Origin of the sequence: Devosia soli (assembly GCF_000970455.1) — a bacterium.
GTDB classification, from domain to species: Bacteria; Pseudomonadota; Alphaproteobacteria; order Rhizobiales; family Devosiaceae; genus Devosia; species Devosia soli.
Genome location: NZ_LAJG01000014.1, coordinates 651,743 through 676,776, shown reverse-complemented (window position 1 = coordinate 676,776; position 25,034 = coordinate 651,743). Strand labels below are relative to the sequence as shown.

The window sequence follows — 25,034 nt, the reverse complement described above, 5'->3', positions numbered from 1 at the left end:
TCCTGGGAGGACACGATCATGGCGACCGATGCGATGGCGCCTGTTGCAACGGCCAATGTGCCGAAGGCGAAATCGGAACTGATGCAGCAACGCGTGCGTGCCGCACGGCTGTTTCTGATCCCCATGTTGGTCGCGCTGGCGATCGTGGCCGGTTGGCCGCTGCTGCGCTCGATCTACTTCTCCTTCACTGACGCAACGCTGAACAATCTTTATGGAGCCGAGTGGATCGGCTTCGGCAATTACCTGCGCTGGACCGTGCTCGAAAGCGGCACGGTGCGGTATCGCGGCGTGCTTGCGGACCCCGACTGGTGGAACGCGGTGTGGAATACCGTGCGCTTCGCCTTCTGGTCGGTGCTCTGGGAAACCGTGCTCGGCATGATCGTGGCGCTGGTGCTCAACGCCGAATTCAAGGGTCGCGGCATCGTCCGTGCGGCTATCCTCATCCCGTGGGCCATTCCAACCATCGTGTCCGCGCGCATGTGGAGCTGGATGCTCAACGATCAGTTCGGCATCATCAACGATCTCGGCATGAAGTTGGGGCTGCTTGCGGCGCCAGTCGCTTGGACGGCATCGGCCGATACGGCGATGACTGCCGTCCTGATCGTCGATATCTGGAAGACGACGCCGTTCATGGCGCTGCTCATTCTCGCCGGCCTGCAGATGATCCCGCGCGATATCTATGAAGCGGCCGCGATCGATGGCGTGCATCCGATCAAGCAGTTTTTCCGGATCACGCTGCCGCTGGTGCGGCCGGCGCTGATGGTGGCGATCATCTTCCGCGTACTCGATGCGCTGCGCATCTTCGACCTCATCTATGTGCTGACGCCGAATTCTTCGGCAACCAAGACCATGTCGGTTCTAGCGCAGGAAAACCTCTTCCAGTTCAACAACTTCGCCGAGGGCTCGACGCAATCGACGCTGCTGTTCCTGATGATCGCGATCTTCACGGTGCTCTACATCTGGCTGGGCCGGGTCAATTTTGATGGGGGAGACCGCTGATGGGTGCGACCTTCGACCTCTGGAAACTCACCAAGACGGTGCTGTTTTACGCGCTTGTCGTGTTTATCGTCGTGGTGTCGGTTTTCCCGTTCTACTACGCGATCCTGACGAGCCTCAAATCCGGCACGGATCTCTTCCGCGTCACCTATTGGCCGACTTCGTTCAGCCTCGACAACTTCCGGCAGGTGTTTACGCAGGGTGAATTCCCGCGCAACCTCCTCAACTCGGTCTTCGTCGCCTCGGTGACGGTGATCCTCGCGCTGTTTCTTGCGATCACCGCATCCTTTGCTCTGAGCCGCGTGCGGTTCCGGGGGCGGAGCCTGCTGCTGATGACGATCCTGGCGGTGTCGATGTTCCCGCAGATCGCCGTGCTGGCGGGTCTCTTTGAAGTGATCCGGTTCCTCGGCATCTACAATACGCCCTGGGCCCTGATTTTTGCCTATACGATCTTCACGCTGCCATTCACCGTCTGGGTGCTGACCACCTTCATGCGTGACCTGCCGGTCGAGATCGAGGAAGCAGCGATCGTCGATGGCGCGACGCCTTGGGTGATCATCACGCAGGTGTTCATGCCACTGATGTGGCCGGCACTGGTGACGACGGGGCTTCTGGCCTTCATCGCGGCCTGGAACGAGTTCCTTTTCGCGCTGACCTTCACCGTTTCGAACCAGACCCGTACCGTGCCGGTGGCCATTGCGCTGCTTTCAGGCGGATCGCAGTATGAAATCCCCTGGGGCATCATCATGGCTGCCTCGGTCATCGTCACCGTGCCGCTCGTTGCACTGGTGCTCATCTTCCAGCGTAAAATTGTCAGTGGTCTGACCGCCGGCGGCGTCAAAGGCTAAGGGGTTCCAAAAATGGCATCTATCGAACTTCGCAATATCAAGAAGTCCTTCGGCGCTGTGAACGTCATCAAGGGCGTCAATCTCGATGTAAAGAAGGGTGAGTTCATGGTGTTTGTCGGGCCCTCGGGCTGCGGTAAATCCACCCTGTTGCGCCTGATCTCGGGGCTTGAAGACATCACTTCGGGCGAAATGCTGTTCGACGGAAAGGTGGTCAATTCGCTGACCCCTTCCAAGCGCGGCATCGCCATGGTGTTCCAGTCCTATGCGCTTTATCCGCATATGACGGTTTACGAGAACATGGCCTTCGGCCTGAAGCTCGAAAAGGGACACTCGAAGGACGAAATCCGCAAGCGCGTCGAGCGGGCGGCGGACATGCTGCAAATCCGGCAGTATCTCGACCGCCTGCCCAAGCAGCTCTCGGGCGGGCAGCGCCAGCGCGTGGCCATCGGCCGCGCGATCACGCGTGACCCGAAGGTGTTCTTGTTCGACGAGCCGCTGTCTAACCTCGACGCCGCGTTGCGCGTCGCGACCCGGATCGAGATCGCCAAGCTTCATGAAGAAATGAACGACGTCACCATGATCTACGTGACGCACGATCAGGTGGAGGCAATGACGCTGGCCGACCGAATCTGTGTGCTGCGTGATGGTCTCGTCGAGCAGGTCGGCACCCCGATGGAACTTTACGAGCGGCCGGACAGTCTCTTTGTTGCCGGCTTTATCGGGTCGCCCAAGATGAACTTCCTGACCGGAGAAAAGGCGGCGGCGCAGAATTGCACCACGCTTGGCATTCGCGGCGAACACATGACCGTGTCGCCCGATGGAATCTGGGAGGGCACTGTCATCCACACCGAAAATCTTGGTGCCGATTCCTACGTCTATCTCGAAATGGGCGAAGAGGAGCCGGTAGTCGTGCGTCTCGATGGCGCTTCGGACTACCAGAGCGGCACCAAGCTGCGCGTGTCGCCACAGCCGGAAAATATCCATCGTTTCGACGAGGCCGGCAAACCGATCCGCTGATCCAAAATCGAGGGTGACGGTCCCAGCATCGTCATCTTTCCCGTCCAATCTGTCGCTGCCGCGAAAGCGGGAATCTCCCCGAGAAAGGAGATTCCCGCTTTCGCGGGAACGACGTCAAGAAACCGACCCAATGGCCAGCGCCTCCCCGCTGCGCCGGGAAATTAGGAGAATAGCCATGCCGATCCGTACCCTGGTCTGGGGCGAAAATGTCCACGAGCAGAAGAACAAGGTCGTCGCAGAAAACTATCCAAACGGCATGCACAACCAGATTGCCTCGCTGCTGAAGCAGGACGGCAACCTGAGCGTGAAGACCACGACGCTGCAGGAGCCGGAACACGGCCTGACCGATTCGGTGCTTGCCGAGACCGACGTGCTGCTCTGGTGGGGGCATGCGGCGCATGACAAGGTCGATGATGCTGTCGTCAAGCGCGTGATGGAGCATGTCTGGCAGGGTATGGGCCTGATCGTCCTCCATTCGGGCCACCACTCCAAGGTGTTCAAGGGCCTGATGGGATCGCCGGCGAATCTGCACTGGCGCGAAGCGGGTGAACGCGAACGTCTTTGGGTCGTCAATCCGGGCCATCCGATCGCCAAGGGCCTGCCGGCCTACTTCGAGCTCGAATATGAAGAAATGTATGGCGAGCCCTTCACCGTGCCGGAGCCGCTCGAGACGGTTTTCGTCTCCTGGTTCCAGGGCGGCGAAGTGTTCCGTTCGGGCCTCACCTATCGCCGTGGCGCCGGCAATATCTTCTATTTCCGTCCGGGCCACGAAACCTACCCGACCTATCACGACGCCAATGTCGGCCAGGTGCTGCGCAATGCGGTCAACTGGGCCTATAGCGGGGATCGTCACGCGCACCTGATGAAGGCGCCGAATACCCCGGTCGGCGAAGCGATCGAAAAGATCGAGGAACGTGGCGCCAAGCTGAGCGCGGCCGACCATGCGGGCGAAGTGAAGAAGTAGAGACGTGTTCGTCTGTCGGTTGCCCGGCTTGTCCGGGCAACCTGCGGACGGTACTAGCGTGTCACTGGATCGCCCGGACAAGCCGGGCGATGTCGACGGGACAGGTATCGAGGCTCTTTGCAGCTTCGACTAGTGAAACAATCAGACGGTCGTTGTGGCGGCCAAGGAAATCAGAAGAATGCGTATCCTCATTCTGGGTACCGGCGGCATGGCAAACCAGCATGCCAAGCATTTTGCAGCGATTGAGGGCGTGACCCTGGCAGGTGGCGTGGACGTCGATCCGGCACGCGTCGAGGCGTTCAACCAAACGCATGGGATCGAGCGTGGCTTCGGTTCGCTCGATGCGGCGCTTGCCTGGGGCGAATTCGATGCCATTGCCAATGTGACGCCGGACAGCATTCACCATCCGACCACCATGGCGGCGCTGAATGCAGGCAAGCACGTGTTCTGCGAAAAGCCGCTCGCGACCGATTATGCCAAGGCCATGGAAATGACCGAAACCGCAGAGCGGCTCGGCCTCATCAACATGGTCAACCTGACCTATCGCAATGTGGCGCAGCTGCAAAAAGCGCGCGAGATCGTGCAGTCGGGGCAGGTGGGCACCGTCAAGCATTTCGAGGCGAGCTACCTGCAGAGCTGGCTGGTCTCGAAGGCGTGGGGCGATTGGCGCACGGAAAGCCAGTGGCTCTGGCGCCTGTCGAAAAAGCACGGCTCCAATGGCGTGCTTGGCGATATCGGCGTTCATATCCTCGATTTCGCAGCCTATGGCGCGGGCAGCGATTTTTCCAAGGTGTTCTGCCGTCTCGAAACGTTCTCGAAGGCCGAGAACAACAAGATCGGTGAGTATGATCTCGACGCCAATGACAGCTTCGCCATGACGGCGCAGCTTGAAAACGGCGCGCTGGGCGTGATCCACGCGACACGCTGGGCGACGGGGCACTTCAACGAACTGCGCCTTCGCATCTATGGCGAAAAAGGTTCGGTGGAAATCCAGCATCGGCACGATTGGTCGAAGCTGCTGACCTGCCTCGGCGACGACATCGAAACAGGCACCTGGACGGAAGTTGCCGTCGATCCGGTGCCGACCAACTATATGCGGTTCGTCGAGGCTGTCCGTTCGGGCCAGAACCTTGAGCCGAGCTTCCGCCACGCGACAAATATCCAGAAGGTACTGGATCTGGCGACCGTCACGGATCGCGACCGCAGTGAACATAAGGTCTGAGGCTTATGCGCCGGGAATTTCCCGGCGTTTTTTCAACGCCATAGTAGATGGCGTCAACCTGCGGCTGTTTGCGATTGGCGGATGGGCGTCGTTTGAGCGCAATGCCCGACCAGGCGGCGGTTATGGGAGTTCTTGCCTCCACCATGAAAAGGCCCGGCAGAGCCGGGCCTTTTCATTTTTCGTTCCGATCAAGCCTGATCGTCGACAAAGACGAGAAGGGTGCCGTCCATGTTGCCCTTGAGGGCCACGACGTCGGAAGCCGCGTAGCCAGCGGCGTCGAGCTTGGCGCGGATGGCTGCGTTGTCGTCCACCGCTGCGGCAAGACTCGCATTGTTTTCGAGCGAGATGGTCTGGCCCAGGACATCGGCATTCACGCTCGAGACCAGCACGATGCTGACGCGCGAGCTATCGAGGTCGCGCAGGTCGATCCCTGCGGCTGCGTTGTTGGTCGAGGTGACGGCGACGTTATCGCCAGCATTGACCACCGCGTTGCCATTGGCATTGGCGCCAGCCGACGCGCTGCCAGTGGTCGAGGGATTGGCCACAACACTCGTGTTGCTCGTCACTGCAGCATTGGCGCTGGAGCCGGACTGCAGGCCTGCGCCGATCGAGGTGTTGCTGCCGATCACAGCGCTGGTGCTGTCGCTATTGGCGGTGATGTCTGTGCCGAGATTGGCACCGGCATCGAGGCCGGAATTGCCGGCGCTCACCGAAACGGTGCTGCCGGCATCGGCGCCGAGGCTCAGATCACCCTCGGCGAGGGCGGGAAGGGCACTGGTGGCGAGAAGAGAAGCGAAGGCAGTAGCAATAAAAGTACGTTTCATTTTCAAACACCTCTGTGGGTCTATGCCCCCCACTTGAGACGGCGGGATGAACGAAACGGGAGTCGCGAGGTTGCAAGAACGTTGATCACAAAAGAACCGGGGCGATCACACTTGCAAGATCGGGGTGAGCTACCGATCTAGTCGTCGAGCATTTCCACGGGGGCATCGATGGACATCGTCTGGGCAATCATTGTCGGATTTTTTGCAGGGATGATCGCGAAATGGCTGACGCCGGGGCCGAACAAGCCGCGAGGATTTATCCTCACCACGGTGCTGGGTATCGTAGGCTCCGTGGTTGCGACATGGCTCGGGCAACAGATTGGCTGGTATGGGCCAGGGGACGGAGCGAATTTCATTGGCGCCATCATTGGCGCGATCATCGTGCTTCTCGCCTGGGGCCAATTGGCGCGACGGACCTGAGCCAAAAGAATAGGGCGCCCGGTGGGGCGCCCTTCGTGCTTTTTGGTTCGCTTATTTTATCGTGATGCGGCCATCGGTATAGGGCGTGTATTCGCCGCCGAGCTTGGCAAGGTAGTCGGCCACGACCTGTTCGAGCGGCGGGCCGAAGTCATAGGGATTTTCGCCCGAGGCGAAACTTTCAAAGCCGTCGCCGCCGCTGCGGACATAGTTGTTGGTGACGACGGTGTAGGTGGCGTCTTCATCGATCGGCACCCAGGTGTCGCCTTCGCCCTTGACCATCACTTCGCTCACGCGCTCGCCGGCAGGCTTGGAAAGCGTGTAGGTGTATTTCAGCCCGGCAACCTGGGCGAAACGACCGGCGCCGTTCTCGACATCGCTGACGCCGTTTTCGAGGGCCTCAACGACGTCGGCACCGCTGACCTGCACAGTAGCGAGAGTGTTGGAGAACGGCAGGACCGTCAGCACGTCGCCGACGGTGATGTCACCGGCATCGATGGAAGCGCGGATGCCGCCGCCATTCTGGAAGGCGATGGTGGCACCCTGATCGGCGACGCGGTCGAGGATGGCATCGGCAAGGAGATTGCCCATGGAGCATTCCTGCACGCGGCAGACTTCGCGGGCGCCTTCGAGCTTTTCGGTAGTGGAACCGATGACCTGGCTTGTTGCCTCCTCGATCGGCGCGGCAAGTTCGGCCAGCTGGCCCTTGAAGTCTTCATCGGCGTTGACGGAAGCGTCGATCAGGTAGGGTTCGCCTTCGGCCTTGGTGACGACGCCGTTATCGTCCCAGGTGATCGCGATGTCGCCGAGATATTTGCCATATTGATTGGCCTGAACCACCGGCACTTCGACGCCCTCAGGGTTCTTGACCATGGTCGGATAGGGGCCGGCCGCGCCTTCGTCGGTGTTGGAAAGGAGCGTGTGGCTATGGCCGCCGACGATCACATCGACGAGCGGCAGCGAAGCGGCAACGTTGAGATCTTCGGTGTAACCGATGTGGCTGAGGAGAATGATCTTGTTGACGCCAGCGGCGTCGAGCGCTTCCGAGGCGCCGCGCACGTACTGGATGACGTCATGGAACTCGACATCGCCGGGCGAGGCAATTTCGGGAGTGTCTTCGGTGGTAGCGCCGATGATGCCGATCTTTTCGCCGCCGACTTCGACGACGATCGAGCCCTCGATCTTGCCGCGCAGGCCCTCATCCTTGGTAACGTCGAAATTGCCGCCGATGATTGGAAATTTGGCCGCTTCGATGAATTTGAGGAACTCTTCCGGGCCGTCGTCAAATTCGTGGTTGCCGGTGGCAACGACGTCAAAGCCCATTTGATTGAAGAAGTCCGAGACGACCTTGGACTTATAGGTCGTGTAGTAGAGCGAGCCCTGGAAATTATCGCCGGCCGAGAGCAGGAGCGAGTTACCATCCTGATACTTGGCGCGGGTGTCGTCGATGATGGTCTTGAGGCGGGCGATGCCACCAAAGCATTCGCCGGCAGCGTCAGTGTCTGCGTCGCAGTTCGAATCCGATCCGGTGATCGGGTCGAAGCGCGAATGGAAGTCGTTGATGTGCAGGATGTTCAGCGTGAATTCGGCATGGGCGGCAGTCGAAAAACCGGCGCAGAGCGTGAGCGCACTAGCGCTCAACAAAAGTTTCTTCATCCCTGTTGTCCTTCTTGCGGTGAGCAAAGCCTGCTTCGATCGCTGGTTTCCGGCGCGTTTCCGCGCTGGACCGGCGAAGCATGGACAAGAGTTAACCAGCTAATTGTGACAGTGGAAAGTGGTTGCCGGGCTCAATTTCCTCAGGCCGGCATGGTCAAAACACCGCTTAAAATCGAGGCGCCGAATGGGCTTTCAATACCAGCTCAGTCGGGTATTCTCCGCCCCGTTGATTTGAGGGGGAATACCCGATGCGCAGTGCGTTGATCGTTTATGGCGGCTGGGAAGGCCACGATCCGGAAGAATGCGCGACGATCTATCGTCGCTGGCTGCACGAGGATGGTTACTCGGTGCGGACGGCAACCGAAACCAGCGCTTTCGCCGATCCCTCGATCCACGACCTGTCGCTGATCATCCCCATCTTCACGATGAGCAAGATTGCCAAGGACGAGGTGGAAAACCTCACCAAGGCAGTGCAGAACGGCGTCGGCCTTGCCGGCCATCATGGCGGGATGAGCGATGCGTTCCGCGAGGCGGTGGACTATCAGTTCATGGTTGGTGGCCAATGGGTTGCGCATCCAGGCAATATCATCGACTACACCGTTGACGTGACCAAGCCGGAAGACCCGATCATGGCGGGAATTCCGACCAGTTTCCCTTACAAGTCAGAGCAGTATTACATGCATGTCGATCCCTCGAACGAGGTTTTGGCGACGACGACCTTTACCGGCGAGCATGCTGCATGGATCAATGGTGTGGTGATGCCCGTCGTCTGGAAGCGCCGGCATGGCAAGGGCAAGGTGTTCCACATGACGCTCGGGCACCAGGCCAAGGAATTCGAGAACGCCAATATGGCAACGATCATGCGGCGCGGCATGAACTGGGCCGCGCGTGACGAATAGGCGTCCTATACGCCTTTACTCTGGATCAAGATCGGCTCGGACCCCTGGTTGTCTCCCCGTGTCATCCCGCGGATGCGGGGACCTCAGCTATATTGCCCTGAGCAGAGGTTCCCGCTTCCGCGGGAATGACGGTAGCTTTGGCTACCAGCGCAACAGTGTCCGGCCCAAGGCGGCCCCTAGCAGCGCCGTAAGCCCAATCCCCAGCGAATACCAGACGGCGATGAACATCATGCCGGTTTCGCCGCAGTAGAAGGCATAGACCCAGGCGCCAAAGCCACCGGCGACAAGGCCAGCCGCGAGGCCGGCCATGGCAGGCGAGCGCGGCGCAAGGCGGCGCATGGCGGCGAGCAGCGCAATGAGCACGGGAAGGGCAGCCAGCACGATCAGCCATGGGCAGACCATGGCCGTGCGGCCCATGAGCATGTCCATGGGCCAGTCGGCGCGCATCCACATCATGGTGCCGGAGCCAAGCGCCATAAGGGCGAGAAGGCCGGCACCCACCAGCGGCCAGATGATCCTGCCATCGGGACGAACGAGAACCGGAGCGGCGGCCAATCCAAGAAGGCCAAGAGCAAGGGTATAGCCAAATTTGGTCCAGAACATCGCGACGCTATCGGCACCACCAAAGGTGCGGCCAAGCATCAGGTCAAAGACGAGATAAGCCCAGAGGACGGTCACCAGCATGCCCATCAGCAGGGAGAGAAGAATGCGGCGCTCGACGGCATGGCGGGGGGTGGGTTCTAGATCAGCGGCCAGGCGAGCGATGAGATCGTCGGTCATTTCTCGCCTCCGGCAAATCGGGCCATCAGCGCCTTGAGGCCGCGATGGATAGACACTTTCGCGGCTGTTTCGGTCATGCCATGGCGCGCGGCGGCCTCGGCGATGCTCGCGCCTTCGAGCCGGGTCTGGCGAATGAGGTCGGCCGTGCGCGGGGAGACGTCGCTCAAGACCGCGTCGACATCGAGGCGATCGGCAGCGTTGGCGCTGTCGTCAGCCGCAAAGACCGGAGCGTCGTCTTCGAGCGGGACTGTGGGTCGGATGGCGTGGCGACGAACGTGGTCGACGAACTTGTGGTGCGCGACGGCATGAAGCCAGGCCGTAAAGGGGCGGGCGCGATCATAGGTCATGCGCCGCGTATGTACGGCGAGCAGAGTATCCTGCACGAGGTCCTCCGCGTGCGAAGCGTGAGCGGGACTAAGCCGCCGCGCAAAATAGGGCCGCAGGTAACGTGTCAATTCCGAGAGCAGCTGACGATAGGCTGCAGCATCGCCATCAAGCGAAGCCAGCATTAGCGTGCGCAGCCGTGTCTCCGTTTCGTCCGCCTGCATTCAAGGCTCCATTCGCCACATGGCCCGGTGAGGTTACAGTGGCGCAAAGAAATTGCGAGGGGCACGTAACGCAGACTTCTCTTTTGGCGAATGGCGTTTACGAGCCAAACGCATAACGTTGACGTGATGGCGAGCAAATTGCCGATGCGCTACCGTTACTTGAAGCGGAGCAACCGCAAGCGGGGGACAGGATGACAGAGCCGGGAGCAGCGCGCCCATCAAAAGGGCCGCTGGTTTATCGCCAATCGATCTGGACGCGCGTGACCCACTGGGTCTGGGCGATCTGTCTTTTCTTTCTGCTGCTCTCGGGCCTCCAGATCTTTAACGCGCATCCTGCGCTTTATATCGGGCAGCAGTCGGGCTTCGAGTTCGATAATGCGGTGCTCAGGATCGGTGCGGTTAATACACCCGATGGCCCGCGCGGGCAGACGACTGTGTTCGGGAAGACTTTCGACACGACCGGCGTGCTGGGCATGAGTGGTTCGGCCGAGCAGCCTTCCTTTGTCGGTTTCCCGGGCGCTGTGACAATCCCGTCCTTTCGTGATCTAGCGACGGGGCGCGTGGTTCATTTCTTTTTCGGCTGGGTGTTTGTCGGCGCGCTTTTCGTCTGGTTTCTCGCAAGTTTCATTAACGGTCATTTGCGGCGCGATATCTTGCCAAGGGGGCAGGACATTACCGGCCTGCCGAAAGACGTCGCCGACCATGCGCGGTTCAGGTTTCATCACACGCGCCACTATTCGCCGCTGCAGAAGCTTAGCTATTTCGGAATTTTCTTTATTCTGTTCCCGCTGATCATTCTCACGGGCCTGACCATGAGTCCGGGCATGGACGCGGCCTGGCCATGGCTGCTCGACCTCTTTGGCGGGCGGCAGACGGCGCGGACAATCCATTTCGGCGTCATGGTGCTCCTGGTGCTGTTCTTCATCATCCATATCGTGATGGTACTGCTCGCCGGGCCACTCAACGAACTACGCTCGATGATCACCGGGTGGTATCGCACCAGCCCCGGTACGCTGCGCGAGGAGGGCGATAAGCCATGAGCAATCTCATTCTCAATCGCCGCCGCCTGCTGGTGGGATCGGCTGCACTTGGTTCGAGCCTGGCGCTATCGGGCTGTGACCAGTTCGACTTTCTCGGACAGCGGGGCAATCCGGCGCGGCAGGCGCTCGAGCAGGCCAATGTTCTGACCTATAAGGCGCAGCGGGCGCTGATCGGCGAGCAGACGCTGGCGCGGGAATATTCGGCGAGCGAAATCCGCCAAGGCATGAAACCGAACGGTTCGACCGAGCCGACGACGCCCGAATACATGTTCCTGCGGCAGGGGAACTTTGCGAACTACAAACTGACCATCAAGGGCATGGTCGAGCGCGAGGTATCGTTCACGCTCGACCAATTGCGCAACATGCCGGCGCGCAGCCAGATCACGCGGCACGATTGCGTCGAAGGATGGAGCTGCATCGCCAAATGGACGGGGACAGCGCTTGGCCCGGTGCTCGATATGGCCGGGGTGAAGCCCGAGGCGCGCTACTGCGTCTACCATTGCTTCGACAACATCCAGAAGACGCTTTCGGGCGAGATTTTCTATTATGAAAGCTCGGATCTGGTGGACGCGTATCACCCTCAGACGATCCTTGCCTATGGTCTCAATGACCAGGTGTTGCCAGTCAGCAATGGTGCGCCGGTGCGGCTTAGGATCGAGCGGGCGCTCGGGTATAAGCAGCCGAAGTACCTTCACACGATCGAACTGGTGGATGACCTTACGCCGTTCGGCATGGGGAAGGGCGGGTATTGGCCGGACAATGGGTATGATTGGTATGGGGGGATTTAAAGCCGCGAATTCGTGGCTCACATCAGCCCTCCCATCCTCCCCCAGAAAGGGCGAGGTGTTTTATCGAGCGTATGGCTCGGTCTCGCCAAAACCGGTAGCCGGCTCGTTCTTCGTGATGAGAGAACCATGCTGGGTCGAGCTTGCCCACAATGCACCCTTGCGCCTACCACACTTGCCTTTTGAGACTATTTCCCCCATATGGAGCGCAGCGTTGCGGCATTGAATGCCGCTAACGGGCTTCTCTTCTTACTCAAGCGGTGAGCGGCGAAGTCACCCCGGATAGCAACATTGCTCCGGGTTTGAGCCAGCACCCGCGCGATAATCCCTATCGCCCGATTGCATTTACTTTGATGGCGTCGCGCTGTGCGTGATGCCCGCGCAGCTTTGCGCATCACGAAAGATCCAGATTTGACCGATTTTTCCAGTCTCGGCCTACCACAGACTCTGCTCGACAGCCTCAAGGTTGCCGGCTTTGAGACACCAACGACTATCCAGACCCAGTCCATTCCGAAATTGCTCGAAGGCCGGGATATGCTGGGCATAGCCCAGACCGGCTCGGGCAAGACGGCGGCGTTTGGCCTGCCGATCCTTGCCGGTATTTCCGAACTGACCGGCCGTCCGCGGCCGATGACGACGCGTGCGCTGATCCTGGCGCCGACGCGCGAACTCGCCGTGCAGATTGACGAGAACATCCGCAAGTTTGCCGGCTCGAAAATGAAGCTCGACACCGTGCTCGTTCTCGGCGGCGTGTCGCGCTACCATCAGGTGCAGAAGATCGCCAAAGGCGTCGACGTTGTCGTGGCAACGCCGGGACGCCTCAAGGACCTGCTCGACGACAACAAGATCCGTCTCAACGAGACGCGCTGGCTAGTGCTCGACGAAGCAGACCGTATGCTCGACATGGGCTTTATTGCGCCGGTGAAAGCGATCGCCAAGGCTATAGGTCTCCGTCGCCAGACCATGCTTTTTTCGGCCACGATGGCTCCGGAAATCGAAGATCTTGCCAAGGGACTTCTCAAGGAACCCGTGCGCGTCGAAGCGGCGCCCCAGGGCTCGACCGTCGTCAAGATCGATCAGCGCGTCATTCTCTCGGGCTCGAAGGCCAAGCGTGGCGTGCTCAATGGCCTTCTCGAGGATGAGAAGGAAGGCATGGAGCGGGTCATCGTTTTTGCCCGCACCAAGCATGGAGCCGATCGCGTGGCCAAGAACCTCGCCATCGACGGGCACGAGGCTGCTGCTATCCACGGCAATAAGAGCCAGAATGCCCGCCAGGCGGCGCTCAAGGGCTTTTCCAGCGGCAATGTTCGCATTCTCGTTGCGACTGACATCGCCGCGCGCGGCATTGACGTGCCCGGCATCACCCATGTGGTCAACTATGACCTGCCGGATGATCCGGAAAACTATGTGCACCGCATCGGCCGCACGGGCCGCAATGGCGCGACCGGCATTGCCATCACGCTCTGCGATGGAACCGAGCGCTCCAAGCTTCGCGATGTCGAAAAGCTGATCCGTCGGACACTGCCGCTTTCGGGTGACCTCAATATGGTCGAAGAAGCGACGGCTTCGGCACCGCGTCAGCCGCGCCACCTGGCGGGCGCGCCGGGTGGCCAGCGCACTGCGCGCAACCCGAAATCGAACAGCCAGCGCAAGTTCAACACGCCGCGTCCAGGGGGCGAGCGTGGCAAGGGTGGCGGTCCCCGCGAGGCTGGCGCTGCGCGCGACGCCAGTGCTGGTCCGGCCCGTGACCCGCGCAACCCGCTGGCGCCGGTCCGTTCGGTGAAGCCGCCGAGGGCAGATGGGCTCAAGGCCAAGCCGCGCTGGACGACCGCGGCGAAGAAATCGGCGGCGCGCACCCGCCGCGGCGAAGGCTAATGACAAGGGGCGGCCCAGCGGCCGCCCTTTTTGTTTTTCCTATGCTGTCTCTTGCAGACATGGCGACAGGGTTGGCGATCAGGCCACCGAGGCCATGTAGATCGTGTCCTTGTCGATCTGCGCCTGATCCTCGATGCCAGGGGACAGGCGCTTGAGGAAGGATAAGGCCCAGTCGTCGACATTGTGCTTGATGGCTGCGGACCAGAGCGCGCGCCAACGATCCTTGCGTTCTTCGATCGGCATATCGAGCGCCATGCGAAGCGCTTCCGCGGTCTCGTCCGTGTCGAAGGGATTGACCAGAAGCGCTTCGGGAAAGATTTCGGCTGCGCCGGCGAAGCGTGAGAGGATCAGTACGCCGGGATTTTCCGGGTCCTGCGCGCCGACATATTCGTGGGCGACGAGATTCATGCCGTCGCGCAGCGGCGTGACGAGGCCGACGCGGGCGAGGCGATAAAGACCGGCCAGGCTGGGCTGACCATAGGCGCGCTTGACATAGGTGAGGGGCGCCCAATCGGGTTCGGCAAAACGACCCATGACCCGACCGGCCATCGCGTCGAGCGTGTCACTGGTTTCCTGATATTCCTTGATCGTATCGCGCGAGGGCGGCGCGACCTGCACCATATGGACGTTGCGGCGGAAGCGCTGGTTGTTGGCGAGGAGCTTTTCATAAGCTTCGACACGTTGCGGCAGGCCTTTGGAGTAATCAAGCCGGTCAACGCCCAGGATGAGGCTCTGTTCGCCTAGGGCGCGATGCATGCGGTGAATCATCTTCTTGCCCGCAGGGCTCGTTGCGAGGCGAGCGAAGGCTTCCGGATCGGAGCCGATGGGGAAGGCGGCGATTTCGGTTTTGGAAAAATCGATCGCCTCGGCGCTTCTGCCCCCAAAGGTCGAAGGCGCCTGATGCTCGGCAAAATCGGTGAAGGCAGCGACATCGCGATTGGCCTGCATGCCGATGAGGTCGTAGCGCGACAGGTCGCGCATCAGCTCTGCGTGGTGAGGAATGGCATAAAGTGCATCGGCGGTGGGGAAAGGGATATGGAGGTAAAACCCGATGCGGTTCTTGGCGCCGAGTTTGCGTAATTCGCTGGCGAGCGGGATGAGATGGTAGTCGTGGACCCAAACGACGTCATCGGGCTTGAGGAGTGGCTTGAGTGCTTTGGCGCACTGCTGGTTTACCCGCCGATAGCCTTCGTACCAGTAGCTTTCGATGGTCGCGAGATCGAGACGCAGGTGAAAACTGGGCCAGAGGATGGAATTTGAAAACCCAGCATAATAGGCGTGGTGATCTTCATGGGTGAGATCGATCTGGGCTACTTTGAGCCCGTCGATATCTTCAAAACGCGCCTTGCTTTCCGGCGTCTCGGAGAGTTTTCCTGACCAGCCGAACCAAAAGCCCTCATGGTTGGCCAACACTTTCCGAAGCGCTACGGCCAAGCCGCCGGCTGCAGGTCCCTTGCCCGGTGTGCGGTTTGAAACGATGACTATACGGCTCATGGTCGGCCCCCTTACTAGAAATGAATTTGGGCCGGGCGCGAGACGCCCGGACCGTGTCTTACTCAATCTCCGCCAGCCGAACGGATCAGTGTGCGGTGTCGGCGAGCAGCGGCTCGTCGCGGTGTGACATGTCGCCAAGTCCCCTGATCAGGGCATGGACGGAGGCGACGTCAGCGATACGCATGCGGGCAGCCGTGTCGCCAGGCCCGAGCTTGATGCCGACGCCGCCGAGTTCCTGGGCGGCACGGAAGGCGTCCTCGTCGGTCCGATCATCGCCAATGAAGATCGGCGTGCGACCAAGGAACGGCTCTTCCTGCATGAAGGCGCGCAAGGCAGCGCCCTTATCAAAGCCGATCGGGCGGGCCTCATAGACCATCTTGCCTTCGATCAGCGAATATTCGGGATGATCGGCCAAAATTTCTTCGAGGGCCTGCTGACAGATGCTCGCAAGGTCGGGGGCCTGACGATAGTGGAGTGCGACGGCGCCGGGTTTGGGCTCGATCAGCAGTTCCGGATGCGCCATGGTCAGGGGCTCGATGGCGCGGGCAATCTCTTCGGCGCCGGCGATGAGTTCTCGGTCGAGTTGTTCCATCGAGCCATCGGCACGCCGGCGCTGGGCGCCGTGGGCACCAGCGATGGGAAGCTGGAGCGGCGAGAGGAAACGATCGACATCAGCGATCTCGCGACCGGTGATCACCGCGAAGGCATGTTCGAACTCGCGCGTTGCGCGGTCGATTTGCTCGGTCAGATCGCTGGGGATTTCGACAGCGTCCGGTGTCTCGGCGATATCGACTAGCGTGCCGTCAAAGTCAGTAAACAGGGCTAGCCGCGGAAGCTCGTTGCTGCCCGAAAAGAGGCTCTGGGACATGACGGGTCCTATGTTGCGTTGATATCAGGTCATCGGGTCAACGCCACCACGCGCAAAAGGTTCGCGCCACATGGCAGCCACGGACGCGGCCAGAATATGAACGCAGGTGAAATCACGCATTCGTGAGCCATTCAGTGATGGAGCGATATTGCTGTCTCCAACGTTGCTAGAGCAATCCCGATCGCGGCCTCGGGAATTCCAACCTGAGGGAAACTAAGAAGAAAATGCGTCCTATCCTGTCCAAACCCGCCCAGTCCCAGCTCATGCTCTCGGCCCTGTTCGTTGCGGCACTCAGCTTTATCACGCTTGCGGCATCCTTCGCAGAAATGCCTGCGGACACCGTTGCTGCTACGGTGATTTCCAATGAATAAGGCAGGAGCGCCAGTCGGCGAACGCCCCAATCTTGACCTTTGGCGCTGGGTTCAGCCTATGCCGAAGGTGCAACAGGCTAATTCGCAAAGCCCAACCACCCGTCGTCCGCTGCGTTCGCTGCGCAAGGTTCAGGCGAGCGGGATGCCCTTCCTGCCCTTGTTACGTTGATAGACTGCCGAGAGATCGGCGTAGGCAGCGCGCAGATCGGCTAGCCGGGCAAGGAGGGTCTCCTTGTGGCTTCGATCAAGACCCGCCACCAGTTCTGTAAGGCCATGGCTCGTGAAAAAGGCATTGCTCCGATTGTAGAGCGGCCTGCCGGGTGCAACGGCGCCCCTATCCGGGTCGGGGACGGCATAGATTTCCTGCAAGATTTGGATGTCATAGGGTATGCCGAAGCTGTCGCGGCTGTCCTCGTAGCTGAAGAGATAATAGAAATTATCAAAGCCTGACCACGTGATGCCCGAGAGGCAGAGCGAACAGGGCTCGTGGGACGTCAGGAAGATACAGTCCTTGATTGGCGGGCGCTTATCCGCGGACAATTCGAAGAAGCGCTTTATGGCGTGCATTTCCCCGTGCCAGAGCGGATTTTCGGTCTCGTTGTTGGTTTCGGCGACAATGACGGAAAGGTCCGATTTTCTGAGGATCGCCGCTCCGAAGAGTTTGTTGCCCTCCGCGACGCCATGTGCCGTCATTGGCACGATGTCGTGCTCGATGACGTCGAGGAGGCGCGAGACGAAGTCCGCGGTTTCCAATGTCATTCTCCGGTGCGCACAAGGCCGATGAGCGGCACTCCAGCGGCATCGAGAAGGCGGAGGCTGTCGTCAGTGCGCTCATAGCCGTTGACGGCGCCGAGCGCGGCGAAAAACTGACCTTCCTGTGTCATGAGTTCGGGCGTGCAGGCCTTTCGCGTCGCAGCAGTCACCCCGAACTGGACTTTTGCGCCCTCGATCGTTGCTTGCGTGAAATAGTCATTGCATCCTGCATGGCCTCCGGCGCGCAGGTCGGGCGCGATTGAGAGTGTGACGGGGCGCGCACCCGACACCGGGCTGCCGCCAATGCTCGTCACATGCCAGATGACGCCGACCAGTGCTTCGTCGACGATGGGCTCAGGCTCGGCAAGGTCGATATCTTGGCGCGTGACGACGACATGGACCGGTTGGTCGAGTGTCAGATCGACCGGGACCGCGGCTGCATTACGAAAGAGCACCTGGGTGCCTTTGCGGATCTCGGCGACAATCCCTAAAGATCGATCGGACGCAGCGAGATCGCTGCGGATTGCCAGAGAGAATTGGATCGGCACCTGGCCGCCAGAAGGAATGGATGCGCCCGCACCGACAACCGCCTCGCCATTGGGCAGCGTGACGAGGCCTATATGGAGCGTCGAGCCAGTCGGCAGCGCCATGCGTTCGCGATAGGTGACGTCTCCTGAAATCAGGCGGTCATCGCCGACAGCAGGGCTAATGACGCACAGCATCACGATCAGAGCGAGGAGCCGGGTCAGCATGGGCATTCTCCTGTTGCCTGACCAAGACTAACCCAACGGCGCGACGCATGCGAGTTGAAGCGCCAGAAGCGGTTAAGCACCCCGTTCGCGATGGGTAATCAGCAGCGGCGGGTCGAGCACGAATTCCTCGAGATTATTGCCGTCTCCGCCCCGATCGACGACCAGAAAATCCGTTTCCCTATCCAGCACCGTCAGCACGCCGTGCCAAGTGTTCATGGCGATGTTCACGCCTTGGCCCGGACCCGGGAGAAAGACGCGGATATTGGACGGCGTGCCGCTGGCGTCCTCGGCGACGACGACGAGCCAGTGGGCTTCGGCGAGCGGATAGAAAGCCTGGCTGCCGAGCGGATGGCGCTCGACAAGGGTGAGCTTGAGCGGGAGGGCGTAGGGCTGGCCGCGGAAGATCGAGATCAGCGGACGCGGATGGACGCCGCCGAGTTCGACGCGGGCTAGATCATGGAAGCGCTCGGTTTTGCCGGCATTGATCGGGTAATGATGCGCGCCTTCGATCTGGATGACCTGACCAAAGGGGGCAAAGGTTTCCGCGGTGAGTGGCTCGATGTAGATGATGTCGGTCATGGTTCAGAACGGCAGCTTAGCGTGGCGGTTGACGTCCTTATAGAGGAGATACCGAAAGCGCTCGGGCCCTGCGTAGCAGGCTTGCGGACAGAAGGCGCGGAGCCACATGAAGTCGCCGGGTTCGACCTCGACCCAATCCCGGTTGAGCCGGTAAACTGCCTTGCCCTGCAATACGTAGAGGCCGTGCTCCATGACGTGAGTTTCTTCGAAGGGGATCACCGCGCCAGGCTCGAGGGTGACGATATTGACGTGCATGTCGTGGCGCAGGTCGGAGGGTTCGACGAAGCGCGTCGTGCCCCAGGTGTCCTTGGTGTCCGGCATCCAGCGGATGGGTTCATTCTGCTCATTGGTGACGAAGGGCGCGGGAATGTCGACGCCATCGACTGCTTCATAGCGCTTGCGGACCCAATGGAAGCGAGCGGGTGCTGCGCCATGATTGGCGAGCGTCCAATTGCAGCCGGGCGACAGGAAGGCATAACCGCCCTCCTTAAGCGTATGCGTCTCGCCTTCGATCGCGACGTCGATCTGGCCAGCGACGACGAAGAGTACGCCTTCGGCTTGGGGATTTTGTTCCGGGTGCTCGCTACCACCGCCGGGAAGGACTTCCACGATGTACTGCGAAAATGTCTCCGCAAAGCCTGACATCGGACGAGCGATCACCCAGAGGCGGGTCTCGCGCCAATGCGGCAGGTATGACGTGACGATGTCGCGCATGACACCATGCGGGATCAGGGCGTAGGCCTCGGTGAAAGTGGCGCGGCCGGTGTGAAGGGCCATCTGGTTTGGAAGGCCGGCGATGGGGGAGGCGTAGGTCGTTGCCATAGTCTCGGGTCAGATGCGGGACGATTCCACAAAACACTAGAGCGGATTGGTGGACGAGGCCATGCCTGTTATTCGCTGGGTGTGCGCCGGCTCGAGCTCGCCTCACGCGATGTTAGCTGTCCAACGCTTGTTTCGCGGTTTCGCGCAGAAGCGCAGCTCGCCTACGAAGACAGTTCGGCCGCAGCGCGTTCGAGCGTGGGAACGGGATCGGTAATGACGTCGCCGTGGCTGACGACGATATGGCGTAGATCGGGGACTTTCGCCCATTCTCGAAAGGCTGAAGCCAGGGCTGCCTGGTCCTTGACGAAAAGACGTTTGCCGATGCGGGGCATGCGGGGATGATCGACCCCGAACCCCAATAGTCTGGCCATGATGTGCGCGCCGATGCCATGAGGGTGCCGGACATTGGCAAGAATATCGTTGACGATCAGCGTCGTTCCCTCCTGCCGCTTGACCCAGAGAACGGCTTCTTTGTGGCCACGCCTGGCGCGCAATTGAGGTGCACGGCATCGTCCGCGAGGACGTCGTCGACGCCGTCCACCGGAACTGCCTCTTCAACGGCCTCCCTGGCTCCGCTGGGGCACACCACTTTGGCTTCAGGATAGCGTTTTTTCCAGGATCTGATGTCAAGCCGATGGCCGACGCCCAGGACGATCAGCAAGGCTATCTTTCCCATCGCCTCAAGCTCGGCCATGTGAGGCTCATCGAGCGGCATAGGGCTCCAAACCGCTACGCGATCGCCGGATAATGCGACGGCAGTCATGCGTCGCGGAAAGTTGCCCAGCGGCATTTTTATCTCTCCAGCGATGGTCAAAATACCCTCGCCGAGCGATAGCCAGTCTCCGTGCGGCTGAACCACCCAATTGTCATTGAACTTGGCCATTTGCGACCCCATTCGAGGATTTTCCTCATAACGACGACGCTAGTTTTGGCGTTCCTCAACGCCGTGGTCAGGGTGGCAGTACGTCCAAGTCCCTGACCCGTCGAGGAAAAAGCCTGGATGAGATATTGTTTTTATATTTTCGGCACTTAAGCGAAGCTTTACCATAATTGGTTCATGCTGGCGGCCAATGATCTAGGTCAAGGTCTGGGAGTCGTGGCCGGTTCATATTTTTGAGCAACGGCGTCCTTGGCAGCACACATGCACAACCAGAAATCATCCCTTCAGTCCCGCTTGGATTTCATCGGCATCGATGAAACAGCACTCGAGCGTCTTGCCGGCATCGAGAGCCACATTCTCGCGCATTTGCCGGAAGCATTGGAAAAGTTCTACGCCAACATCTCCCAAGTGCCTGCCGTTGCCAAATTCTTCGACGGCAAGCGGCAGATGGAGCGGGCCCAATCGGCGCAGCAGGGACATTGGACAGCCATCGCCGCGGGCAGGTTTGACGAAGACTATTTCGAGGCCAGCACAAGGATAGGATTGCGTCACGCCCAGATCGGGCTGGAGCCGCGCTGGCATATCGGCGGCTACGGCATTATTTTCGAAACGCTGGTGCGCGGCGTAGTCCATGACCTGATGGCGGAAGCGCTCACTCCGAAGACAGGACGGTTCGGTCGCAAGATTGCGCCGACGCCCGAACAGCTCATGGCCGATGCGGACCGCATGGCGGGCGCACTGGGCGACATGCTTAAATCCATGCTGCTCGATATCGACATCGGCGTCTCCGCCTATTTCGAGAAGCTGACCAGCGAAGCTCGCGCGGCCGAAGATGCTGCCAAAGCCAAGATCGATCGCGCCGTGGCGCTCACCGGAGAAGTGCTCAAGGACGTATCCGGGGGCGATTTGACCGCGCGGATCACGGCTGATTTCGAGCCCGAGTTCGAGCAGATCAAACACGACACCAATGCGGTTGCCGAAAAGCTCAACCATATCGTCACGCAGCTCAAGGCGACGTCGCGCTCGCTCAAGTCGGCGACAGGGGAGATTTTGTCTGGCGTCAACGACCTGGCCGATCGCACGACGCGGCAGGCGGCAACCATCGAGCAGACTTCGGCTTCGATCGAGCAGCTCTCGACCGCCGTGGTGGAGAATGCCAGCCGCGCTGCTGCGGCAAGCCAGAAGGCACAGTCGGTGTCGGGCAGCGCGACACAAGGCGGGACCGTGATGCAACAGGCCAACGAAGCGATGACAGCCATCGAGGCGAGTTCGGCAAAGATTTCCAGCATCATCGGGCTCATCGACGACATCGCCTTCCAGACCAACCTTCTGGCGCTTAACGCTTCGGTCGAGGCTGCGCGGGCCGGAGATGCGGGCAAGGGTTTTGCCGTTGTAGCGGTGGAAGTCCGGCGTCTGGCGCAATCGGCGGCGCAGGCCTCCAACGAGATCAAGGCGTTGATCGAAGCCAGCGCGCTCGAAGTTCAGTCGGGCTCCCGGCTGGTCGGTAAGGCTTCGGAAACGCTGCTCGATATTCTAGTCGGGGCGCAGGAAAGCGCGGAGCTGATCGACACTATCGCCCAGGTCAACAAGGAGCAGTCTGCCGCTCTTGCGGAAGTTGCCGTCGCCGTCCGGCAGATGGACGAGATGACACAGCACAATGCGGCGCTGGTCGAAGAGACCAATGCGGCCATCGAGCAAACCGAGGGCGAGGCTGCCGAACTCGACCGGATCGTCGACGTCTTCAAGATCGAGAGCGGCGACCAGCGGCTGACGGTGCAGACGCGTCAACGCGCCTCTTCAGCGCCAAAGATGGGCAGTCGCGCGGTTCAGTCGAAGGTTCAGACCGCCACCAAGTCCTACCTTAGCCATGGCAACGCCGCGCTCGAGCAGGACTGGAGCGAGTTTTAAGGCACAGCTCCTGATTGGGCGAGGCTGCCGGCCTCGCCGCGCTTCTCCACCTTGCCAATGACTATCCGCTCACGACAGCGCAGCGGCAGGCTAACGGCGGCCGCGTGCCAATCCGAAGTAGACTGAGCGTCGGTGCCGATCCATGGTAGACGAGCGTCATCTCACAACCTGACTTTTTCTCCCAATCGAGGCTGCCGAGCGCTTTTGACGATCGTCAAAGCAATGGCCGCTCGTGGCTCGATACTCCCGCGGGCGAAGGCTTCTTGCGCCTTCGTTGTCCTAAAGGAGAAACTAGATGCTTAAATTATTTGGCACGGCCGCCCTGGCCACGGCTATCGCGATGTCGGGCGCAATAGCGGCGGATATGACCGCCACCGGCACCATCAAGACGATGGATGCCACCAAGTGCACCGTGGAACTGTCGGATGGCCACACATATCAGTTCGCGCCCAAGTGCGATTTTTCAAAGCTGAAGGCCAATGAAAAGGTAACCATCACCCATACGATGAAGGGCACCACCTATGAGGCGTCCAAGGTGACGGCAGGCTGAAGCCAGTCACCGCGCGCATTCCATTCGTCGGAGTGGACAACCGGATTGAAGGGCTGGTCTGGGGCGCGGATGCACCGGGCCAGCGCGGTTAGTAAGCGGGTGCCTCTGGCGATGCGCGATGAGGCCTTGGGATTCTGGCCATCACAGGTAGGGGTGCACGCCTGGCTGAAATTCGGATGCGCACAGGGACAAGCGCGGCGACGCAGCTGACGATCGGTGGCATTGACGAGCCGACCAACAAATCCTTAGCCGAGCTGTTCACCGCTCTGGGGGCATCGGTCCATGGGCTGAGCTCGAGGGAAGCCCGCGACGACTTGCCGCAAATGGACCCAACCTCATCGAGGAGCCGCGGCGCCAGCTGCTGATCGTCGATCTTCTTAAACGATTTTCCAATCCGCTGGTGCTCAGGCTCCTGTTTGCGGCATCGATCGCGGCGCTGACCCGCGAGGGCGCCAGCTTTTTTATCATCACCACCATCGTTGTATTGTCGATCCTGATCGACTTTGTCCAAGAGCATCGTGCGGCTACAGCAGCAGAAGCCTTGCGTCAGCGCGTGGCGCTCCGCGTCAGCGTCTTGCGAGATGGAAATGAGCGGGAGATACCCGCCGCAGATATGGTGATCGGCGATATCGTCCTGCTCTCGGCGGGCGCTCTCGTACCGGCCGATTGCCGCCTGACCGAAGAGCGCGACCTTTTCGTCAACGAAGCCTTGCTCACGGGCGAGCCCTATCCGGTCGAAAAATCGGCCAGCGAGCTGGCGCGAGGAGCGGCAGAGGGCGCTACGCCGGAAAATGCCGTTTTCATGGGGAGTTCGGTCATCAGCGATGCTGCAAAAGCACTGGTGATTGCGACCGGAAAGTCGACGCGCCTTGGTGCGATTGCGGGTGAACTGCGCAAGGAAGCGCCGCCCACGGCTTTCAACTTGGGGGTACGCAAGTTCGGCACGCTGATCGTCCGGCTTACGCTCGCACTGGTGCTGTTCGTTGTCTTAATCAACCTACTCTTTGATCGGCCGGTGATCGAATCTTTCCTATTTGCTCTCGCGCTGGCAGTGGGGCTGACGCCGGAGCTTATGCCTATGGTGATTTCGGTCACCTTGGCGCGCGGCGCCATGCGCATGTCGCGTGCCGAGGTCATCGTAAAGCGCCTTTCCGCCATTCATGATCTCGGCGGCATGGATGTCCTATGCAGCGACAAGACCGGCACACTCACGGAGGCTCGCATCAAGCTTGTCCGCGAGCTCGACATTGCTGGAAACGAGAATCGCGAGGTGCTGCGCTGGGCCTACGTAAATGCGGCGTTCGAAACCGGGCTGAAGAGCCCGCTCGATGCGGCCATCCTCGACACCACGCCGACGGATTGGGATGGCTGGCGCAAAATCGATGAAGTACCTTTCGATTTTGAGCGGCGGCGGGTTTCGATCCTCGCCGAGCGGGACGGCCGGCGCTTCCTGATCGTCAAAGGCGCTCCGGAGGACGTGCTCGGCCATTCCTCGACCTATCGTGTTGCCGGCAATGATGCAGCCCTCACGCTCGATGACAAGGCCCAGGCCATGGCGCGCGCGACTATCGAGCAGCTTGGCGATGAAGGTTTCCGGCTGCTGGGTGTCGCATGGCGCGAAGTCGAGGCGGATCGGACGCATGCCGGCATCTCTGACGAGAACGAGCTGTCCTTTGCCGGCTTCGCCGCCTTTCTCGATCCGCCAAAAGACAGTGCGCGCTCGGCGCTGGAAGCGCTTTCCCATCTTGGCGTGACGGTGAAGATCGTCACTGGAGATAACGAGCGGGTGACGCGACATGTGTGCGCAGCGCTCGGTATCCCGATCGACGGCGTCATCAATGGTCCGGAACTCAATCGCCTTAGCGACGAGGCACTCTCCGCACGTCTTTCGGGAACAACCCTTTTCTGTCGCGTCACGCCGCCGCAGAAGGCGCGCATCATCTCGGCCTTGCGCCGAAGAGGTCATGTCGTCGGCTATCTCGGTGACGGTATCAACGATGCACCGTCCCTTCGCGTAGCTGATGTCGCGCTTTCAGTCGAAAGCGCGGTGGACGTCGCCAAGGAAGCGGCATCGATGATCCTCCTCAAGCACGACCTCTGGCCGAGGGGGTGCGCGAGGGCCGGCGCACGTTCGCCAACATCATGAAATATGTGATGATGGGCACGAGCTCGAATTTCGGAAACAT

At 60.5% G+C, this 25,034-nt stretch carries 26 protein-coding genes and 1 pseudogene; 15 read left to right on the top strand and 12 right to left on the bottom strand.

All coding sequences use genetic code 11. The features are described from left to right. The first annotated feature begins 33 nt into the window (after positions 1–33). The 5 genes from VW35_RS07375 to VW35_RS07355 all read left to right on the top strand — a co-directional run bounded on the left by VW35_RS07375 (position 34) and on the right by VW35_RS07355 (position 5,047). On the top strand, positions 34–999 hold the full coding sequence (locus VW35_RS07375) for a carbohydrate ABC transporter permease (protein ID WP_083982566.1): 966 nt from the start codon (positions 34–36) through the stop codon (positions 997–999). Further along, positions 999–1,844, top strand: a complete 846-nt coding sequence (locus tag VW35_RS07370; protein ID WP_046142290.1) for a carbohydrate ABC transporter permease — start codon at positions 999–1,001, stop codon at positions 1,842–1,844. Before VW35_RS07375 ends, VW35_RS07370 begins: the two co-directional genes overlap by 1 nt. 12 nt (positions 1,845–1,856) lie before the next feature. Then, positions 1,857–2,861 carry an ABC transporter ATP-binding protein gene (locus VW35_RS07365; protein ID WP_046142289.1) on the top strand — a complete coding sequence of 335 codons (1,005 nt, stop codon included), beginning with the start codon at positions 1,857–1,859 and terminating at the stop codon, positions 2,859–2,861. A gap of 175 nt (positions 2,862–3,036) precedes the next feature. Then, complete coding sequence (locus tag VW35_RS07360; RefSeq protein ID WP_046142288.1) at positions 3,037–3,825, top strand: ThuA domain-containing protein; 789 nt, start codon at positions 3,037–3,039, stop codon at positions 3,823–3,825. A gap of 178 nt (positions 3,826–4,003) precedes the next feature. Further along, positions 4,004–5,047 carry a Gfo/Idh/MocA family protein gene (locus VW35_RS07355; RefSeq protein ID WP_046142287.1) on the top strand — a complete coding sequence of 348 codons (1,044 nt, stop codon included), beginning with the start codon at positions 4,004–4,006 and terminating at the stop codon, positions 5,045–5,047. Between the two features lie 188 nt (positions 5,048–5,235). Here VW35_RS07355 and VW35_RS07350 read toward each other — a convergent pair whose 3' ends face one another. Continuing rightward, positions 5,236–5,871, bottom strand: coding sequence for a hypothetical protein (locus VW35_RS07350; protein ID WP_046142286.1), 636 nt, complete (start codon positions 5,869–5,871; stop codon positions 5,236–5,238). 168 nt (positions 5,872–6,039) lie between these two features. Between VW35_RS07350 and VW35_RS07345 the strand changes: the two genes are divergently transcribed. Beyond that, complete coding sequence (locus VW35_RS07345; RefSeq protein ID WP_046142285.1) at positions 6,040–6,291, top strand: GlsB/YeaQ/YmgE family stress response membrane protein; 252 nt, start codon at positions 6,040–6,042, stop codon at positions 6,289–6,291. A gap of 51 nt (positions 6,292–6,342) precedes the next feature. Here the strand turns inward: VW35_RS07345 and VW35_RS07340 are convergent, their stop codons facing one another. Continuing rightward, entirely contained in the window at positions 6,343–7,944 is a 1,602-nt protein-coding gene (locus VW35_RS07340) for a bifunctional metallophosphatase/5'-nucleotidase (protein ID WP_046142284.1), read from the bottom strand. Positions 7,945–8,192: 248 nt separating this feature from the next. Between VW35_RS07340 and VW35_RS07335 the strand changes: the two genes are divergently transcribed. Continuing rightward, the gene (locus VW35_RS07335; protein ID WP_046142283.1) at positions 8,193–8,843 is read left to right on the top strand and encodes a ThuA domain-containing protein; all 651 of its coding nucleotides are present in this window, start codon (positions 8,193–8,195) and stop codon (positions 8,841–8,843) included. Between the two features lie 141 nt (positions 8,844–8,984). Here VW35_RS07335 and VW35_RS07330 read toward each other — a convergent pair whose 3' ends face one another. Then, entirely contained in the window at positions 8,985–9,623 is a 639-nt protein-coding gene (locus VW35_RS07330; RefSeq protein WP_046142282.1) for an NrsF family protein, read from the bottom strand. Beyond that, the gene (locus tag VW35_RS07325) at positions 9,620–10,144 is read right to left on the bottom strand and encodes a sigma-70 family RNA polymerase sigma factor (protein WP_046142593.1); all 525 of its coding nucleotides are present in this window, start codon (positions 10,142–10,144) and stop codon (positions 9,620–9,622) included. The genes VW35_RS07330 and VW35_RS07325 overlap by 4 nt, the downstream gene beginning before the upstream one ends. 218 nt (positions 10,145–10,362) lie before the next feature. Between VW35_RS07325 and VW35_RS07320 the strand changes: the two genes are divergently transcribed. The 3 genes from VW35_RS07320 (at position 10,363) to VW35_RS07310 (ending at position 13,871) form a co-directional block, all read left to right on the top strand. Then, complete coding sequence (locus VW35_RS07320; RefSeq protein WP_046142281.1) at positions 10,363–11,211, top strand: cytochrome b/b6 domain-containing protein; 849 nt, start codon at positions 10,363–10,365, stop codon at positions 11,209–11,211. Further along, positions 11,208–11,999, top strand: coding sequence for a molybdopterin-dependent oxidoreductase (locus VW35_RS07315; protein WP_046142280.1), 792 nt, complete (start codon positions 11,208–11,210; stop codon positions 11,997–11,999). Before VW35_RS07320 ends, VW35_RS07315 begins: the two co-directional genes overlap by 4 nt. Before the next feature lie 408 nt (positions 12,000–12,407). Continuing rightward, entirely contained in the window at positions 12,408–13,871 is a 1,464-nt protein-coding gene (locus tag VW35_RS07310; RefSeq protein ID WP_244465842.1) for a DEAD/DEAH box helicase, read from the top strand. Positions 13,872–13,949: 78 nt separating this feature from the next. On the opposite strand, the gene VW35_RS07305 is transcribed toward VW35_RS07310, so the two are convergent. Both VW35_RS07305 and otsB read right to left on the bottom strand, forming a co-directional pair. Next, on the bottom strand, positions 13,950–15,365 hold the full coding sequence (locus VW35_RS07305) for an alpha,alpha-trehalose-phosphate synthase (UDP-forming) (protein ID WP_046870534.1): 1,416 nt from the start codon (positions 15,363–15,365) through the stop codon (positions 13,950–13,952). A gap of 85 nt (positions 15,366–15,450) precedes the next feature. After that, positions 15,451–16,233, bottom strand: coding sequence for a trehalose-phosphatase (gene otsB / locus VW35_RS07300; RefSeq protein ID WP_046142279.1), 783 nt, complete (start codon positions 16,231–16,233; stop codon positions 15,451–15,453). A 224-nt stretch (positions 16,234–16,457) separates the two neighbouring features. Between otsB and VW35_RS21525 the strand changes: the two genes are divergently transcribed. Then, positions 16,458–16,604 carry a hypothetical protein gene (locus tag VW35_RS21525; protein ID WP_161796871.1) on the top strand — a complete coding sequence of 49 codons (147 nt, stop codon included), beginning with the start codon at positions 16,458–16,460 and terminating at the stop codon, positions 16,602–16,604. Positions 16,605–16,733: 129 nt separating this feature from the next. Here the strand turns inward: VW35_RS21525 and VW35_RS07295 are convergent, their stop codons facing one another. The 6 genes from VW35_RS07295 to VW35_RS07275 form a co-directional block, all read right to left on the bottom strand. Further along, positions 16,734–17,363 (bottom strand): nucleoside deaminase, encoded by a 630-nt coding sequence (locus VW35_RS07295; RefSeq protein ID WP_046142278.1) that lies wholly within the window; start codon positions 17,361–17,363, stop codon positions 16,734–16,736. After that, complete coding sequence (locus VW35_RS20505; RefSeq protein ID WP_161796870.1) at positions 17,360–18,109, bottom strand: META domain-containing protein; 750 nt, start codon at positions 18,107–18,109, stop codon at positions 17,360–17,362. The genes VW35_RS07295 and VW35_RS20505 overlap by 4 nt, the downstream gene beginning before the upstream one ends. Positions 18,110–18,181: 72 nt before the next feature. Beyond that, the gene (locus VW35_RS07285; protein ID WP_046142277.1) at positions 18,182–18,688 is read right to left on the bottom strand and encodes an ureidoglycolate lyase; all 507 of its coding nucleotides are present in this window, start codon (positions 18,686–18,688) and stop codon (positions 18,182–18,184) included. A 3-nt stretch (positions 18,689–18,691) separates the two neighbouring features. After that, a complete protein-coding gene (locus VW35_RS07280; protein ID WP_046142276.1) occupies positions 18,692–19,510 on the bottom strand; it encodes a bifunctional allantoicase/(S)-ureidoglycine aminohydrolase in 819 nt (272 codons plus the stop codon). A 161-nt stretch (positions 19,511–19,671) separates the two neighbouring features. Then, a complete protein-coding gene (locus VW35_RS21270) occupies positions 19,672–19,881 on the bottom strand; it encodes a hypothetical protein (RefSeq protein WP_152662513.1) in 210 nt (69 codons plus the stop codon). Between the two features lie 56 nt (positions 19,882–19,937). After that, positions 19,938–20,393 (bottom strand): hypothetical protein, encoded by a 456-nt coding sequence (locus tag VW35_RS07275; protein ID WP_152662512.1) that lies wholly within the window; start codon positions 20,391–20,393, stop codon positions 19,938–19,940. 258 nt (positions 20,394–20,651) lie between these two features. Here VW35_RS07275 and VW35_RS07270 point away from each other — a divergent pair, with 258 nt between their 5' ends. The 4 genes and pseudogenes from VW35_RS07270 (at position 20,652) to VW35_RS07255 (ending at position 24,994) form a co-directional block, all read left to right on the top strand. After that, positions 20,652–22,298, top strand: coding sequence for a globin-coupled sensor protein (locus tag VW35_RS07270; protein WP_052954054.1), 1,647 nt, complete (start codon positions 20,652–20,654; stop codon positions 22,296–22,298). Between the two features lie 295 nt (positions 22,299–22,593). Beyond that, on the top strand, positions 22,594–22,848 hold the full coding sequence (locus tag VW35_RS07265; RefSeq protein WP_046142274.1) for a DUF1344 domain-containing protein: 255 nt from the start codon (positions 22,594–22,596) through the stop codon (positions 22,846–22,848). 241 nt (positions 22,849–23,089) lie between these two features. Further along, positions 23,090–23,221, top strand: a pseudogene (locus VW35_RS22255) (hypothetical protein); the annotation flags it as partial. Between the two features lie 27 nt (positions 23,222–23,248). Further along, positions 23,249–24,994 (top strand): HAD-IC family P-type ATPase, encoded by a 1,746-nt coding sequence (locus tag VW35_RS07255; protein WP_052951561.1) that lies wholly within the window; start codon positions 23,249–23,251, stop codon positions 24,992–24,994. The last annotated feature ends 40 nt before the right edge of the window (positions 24,995–25,034 follow it).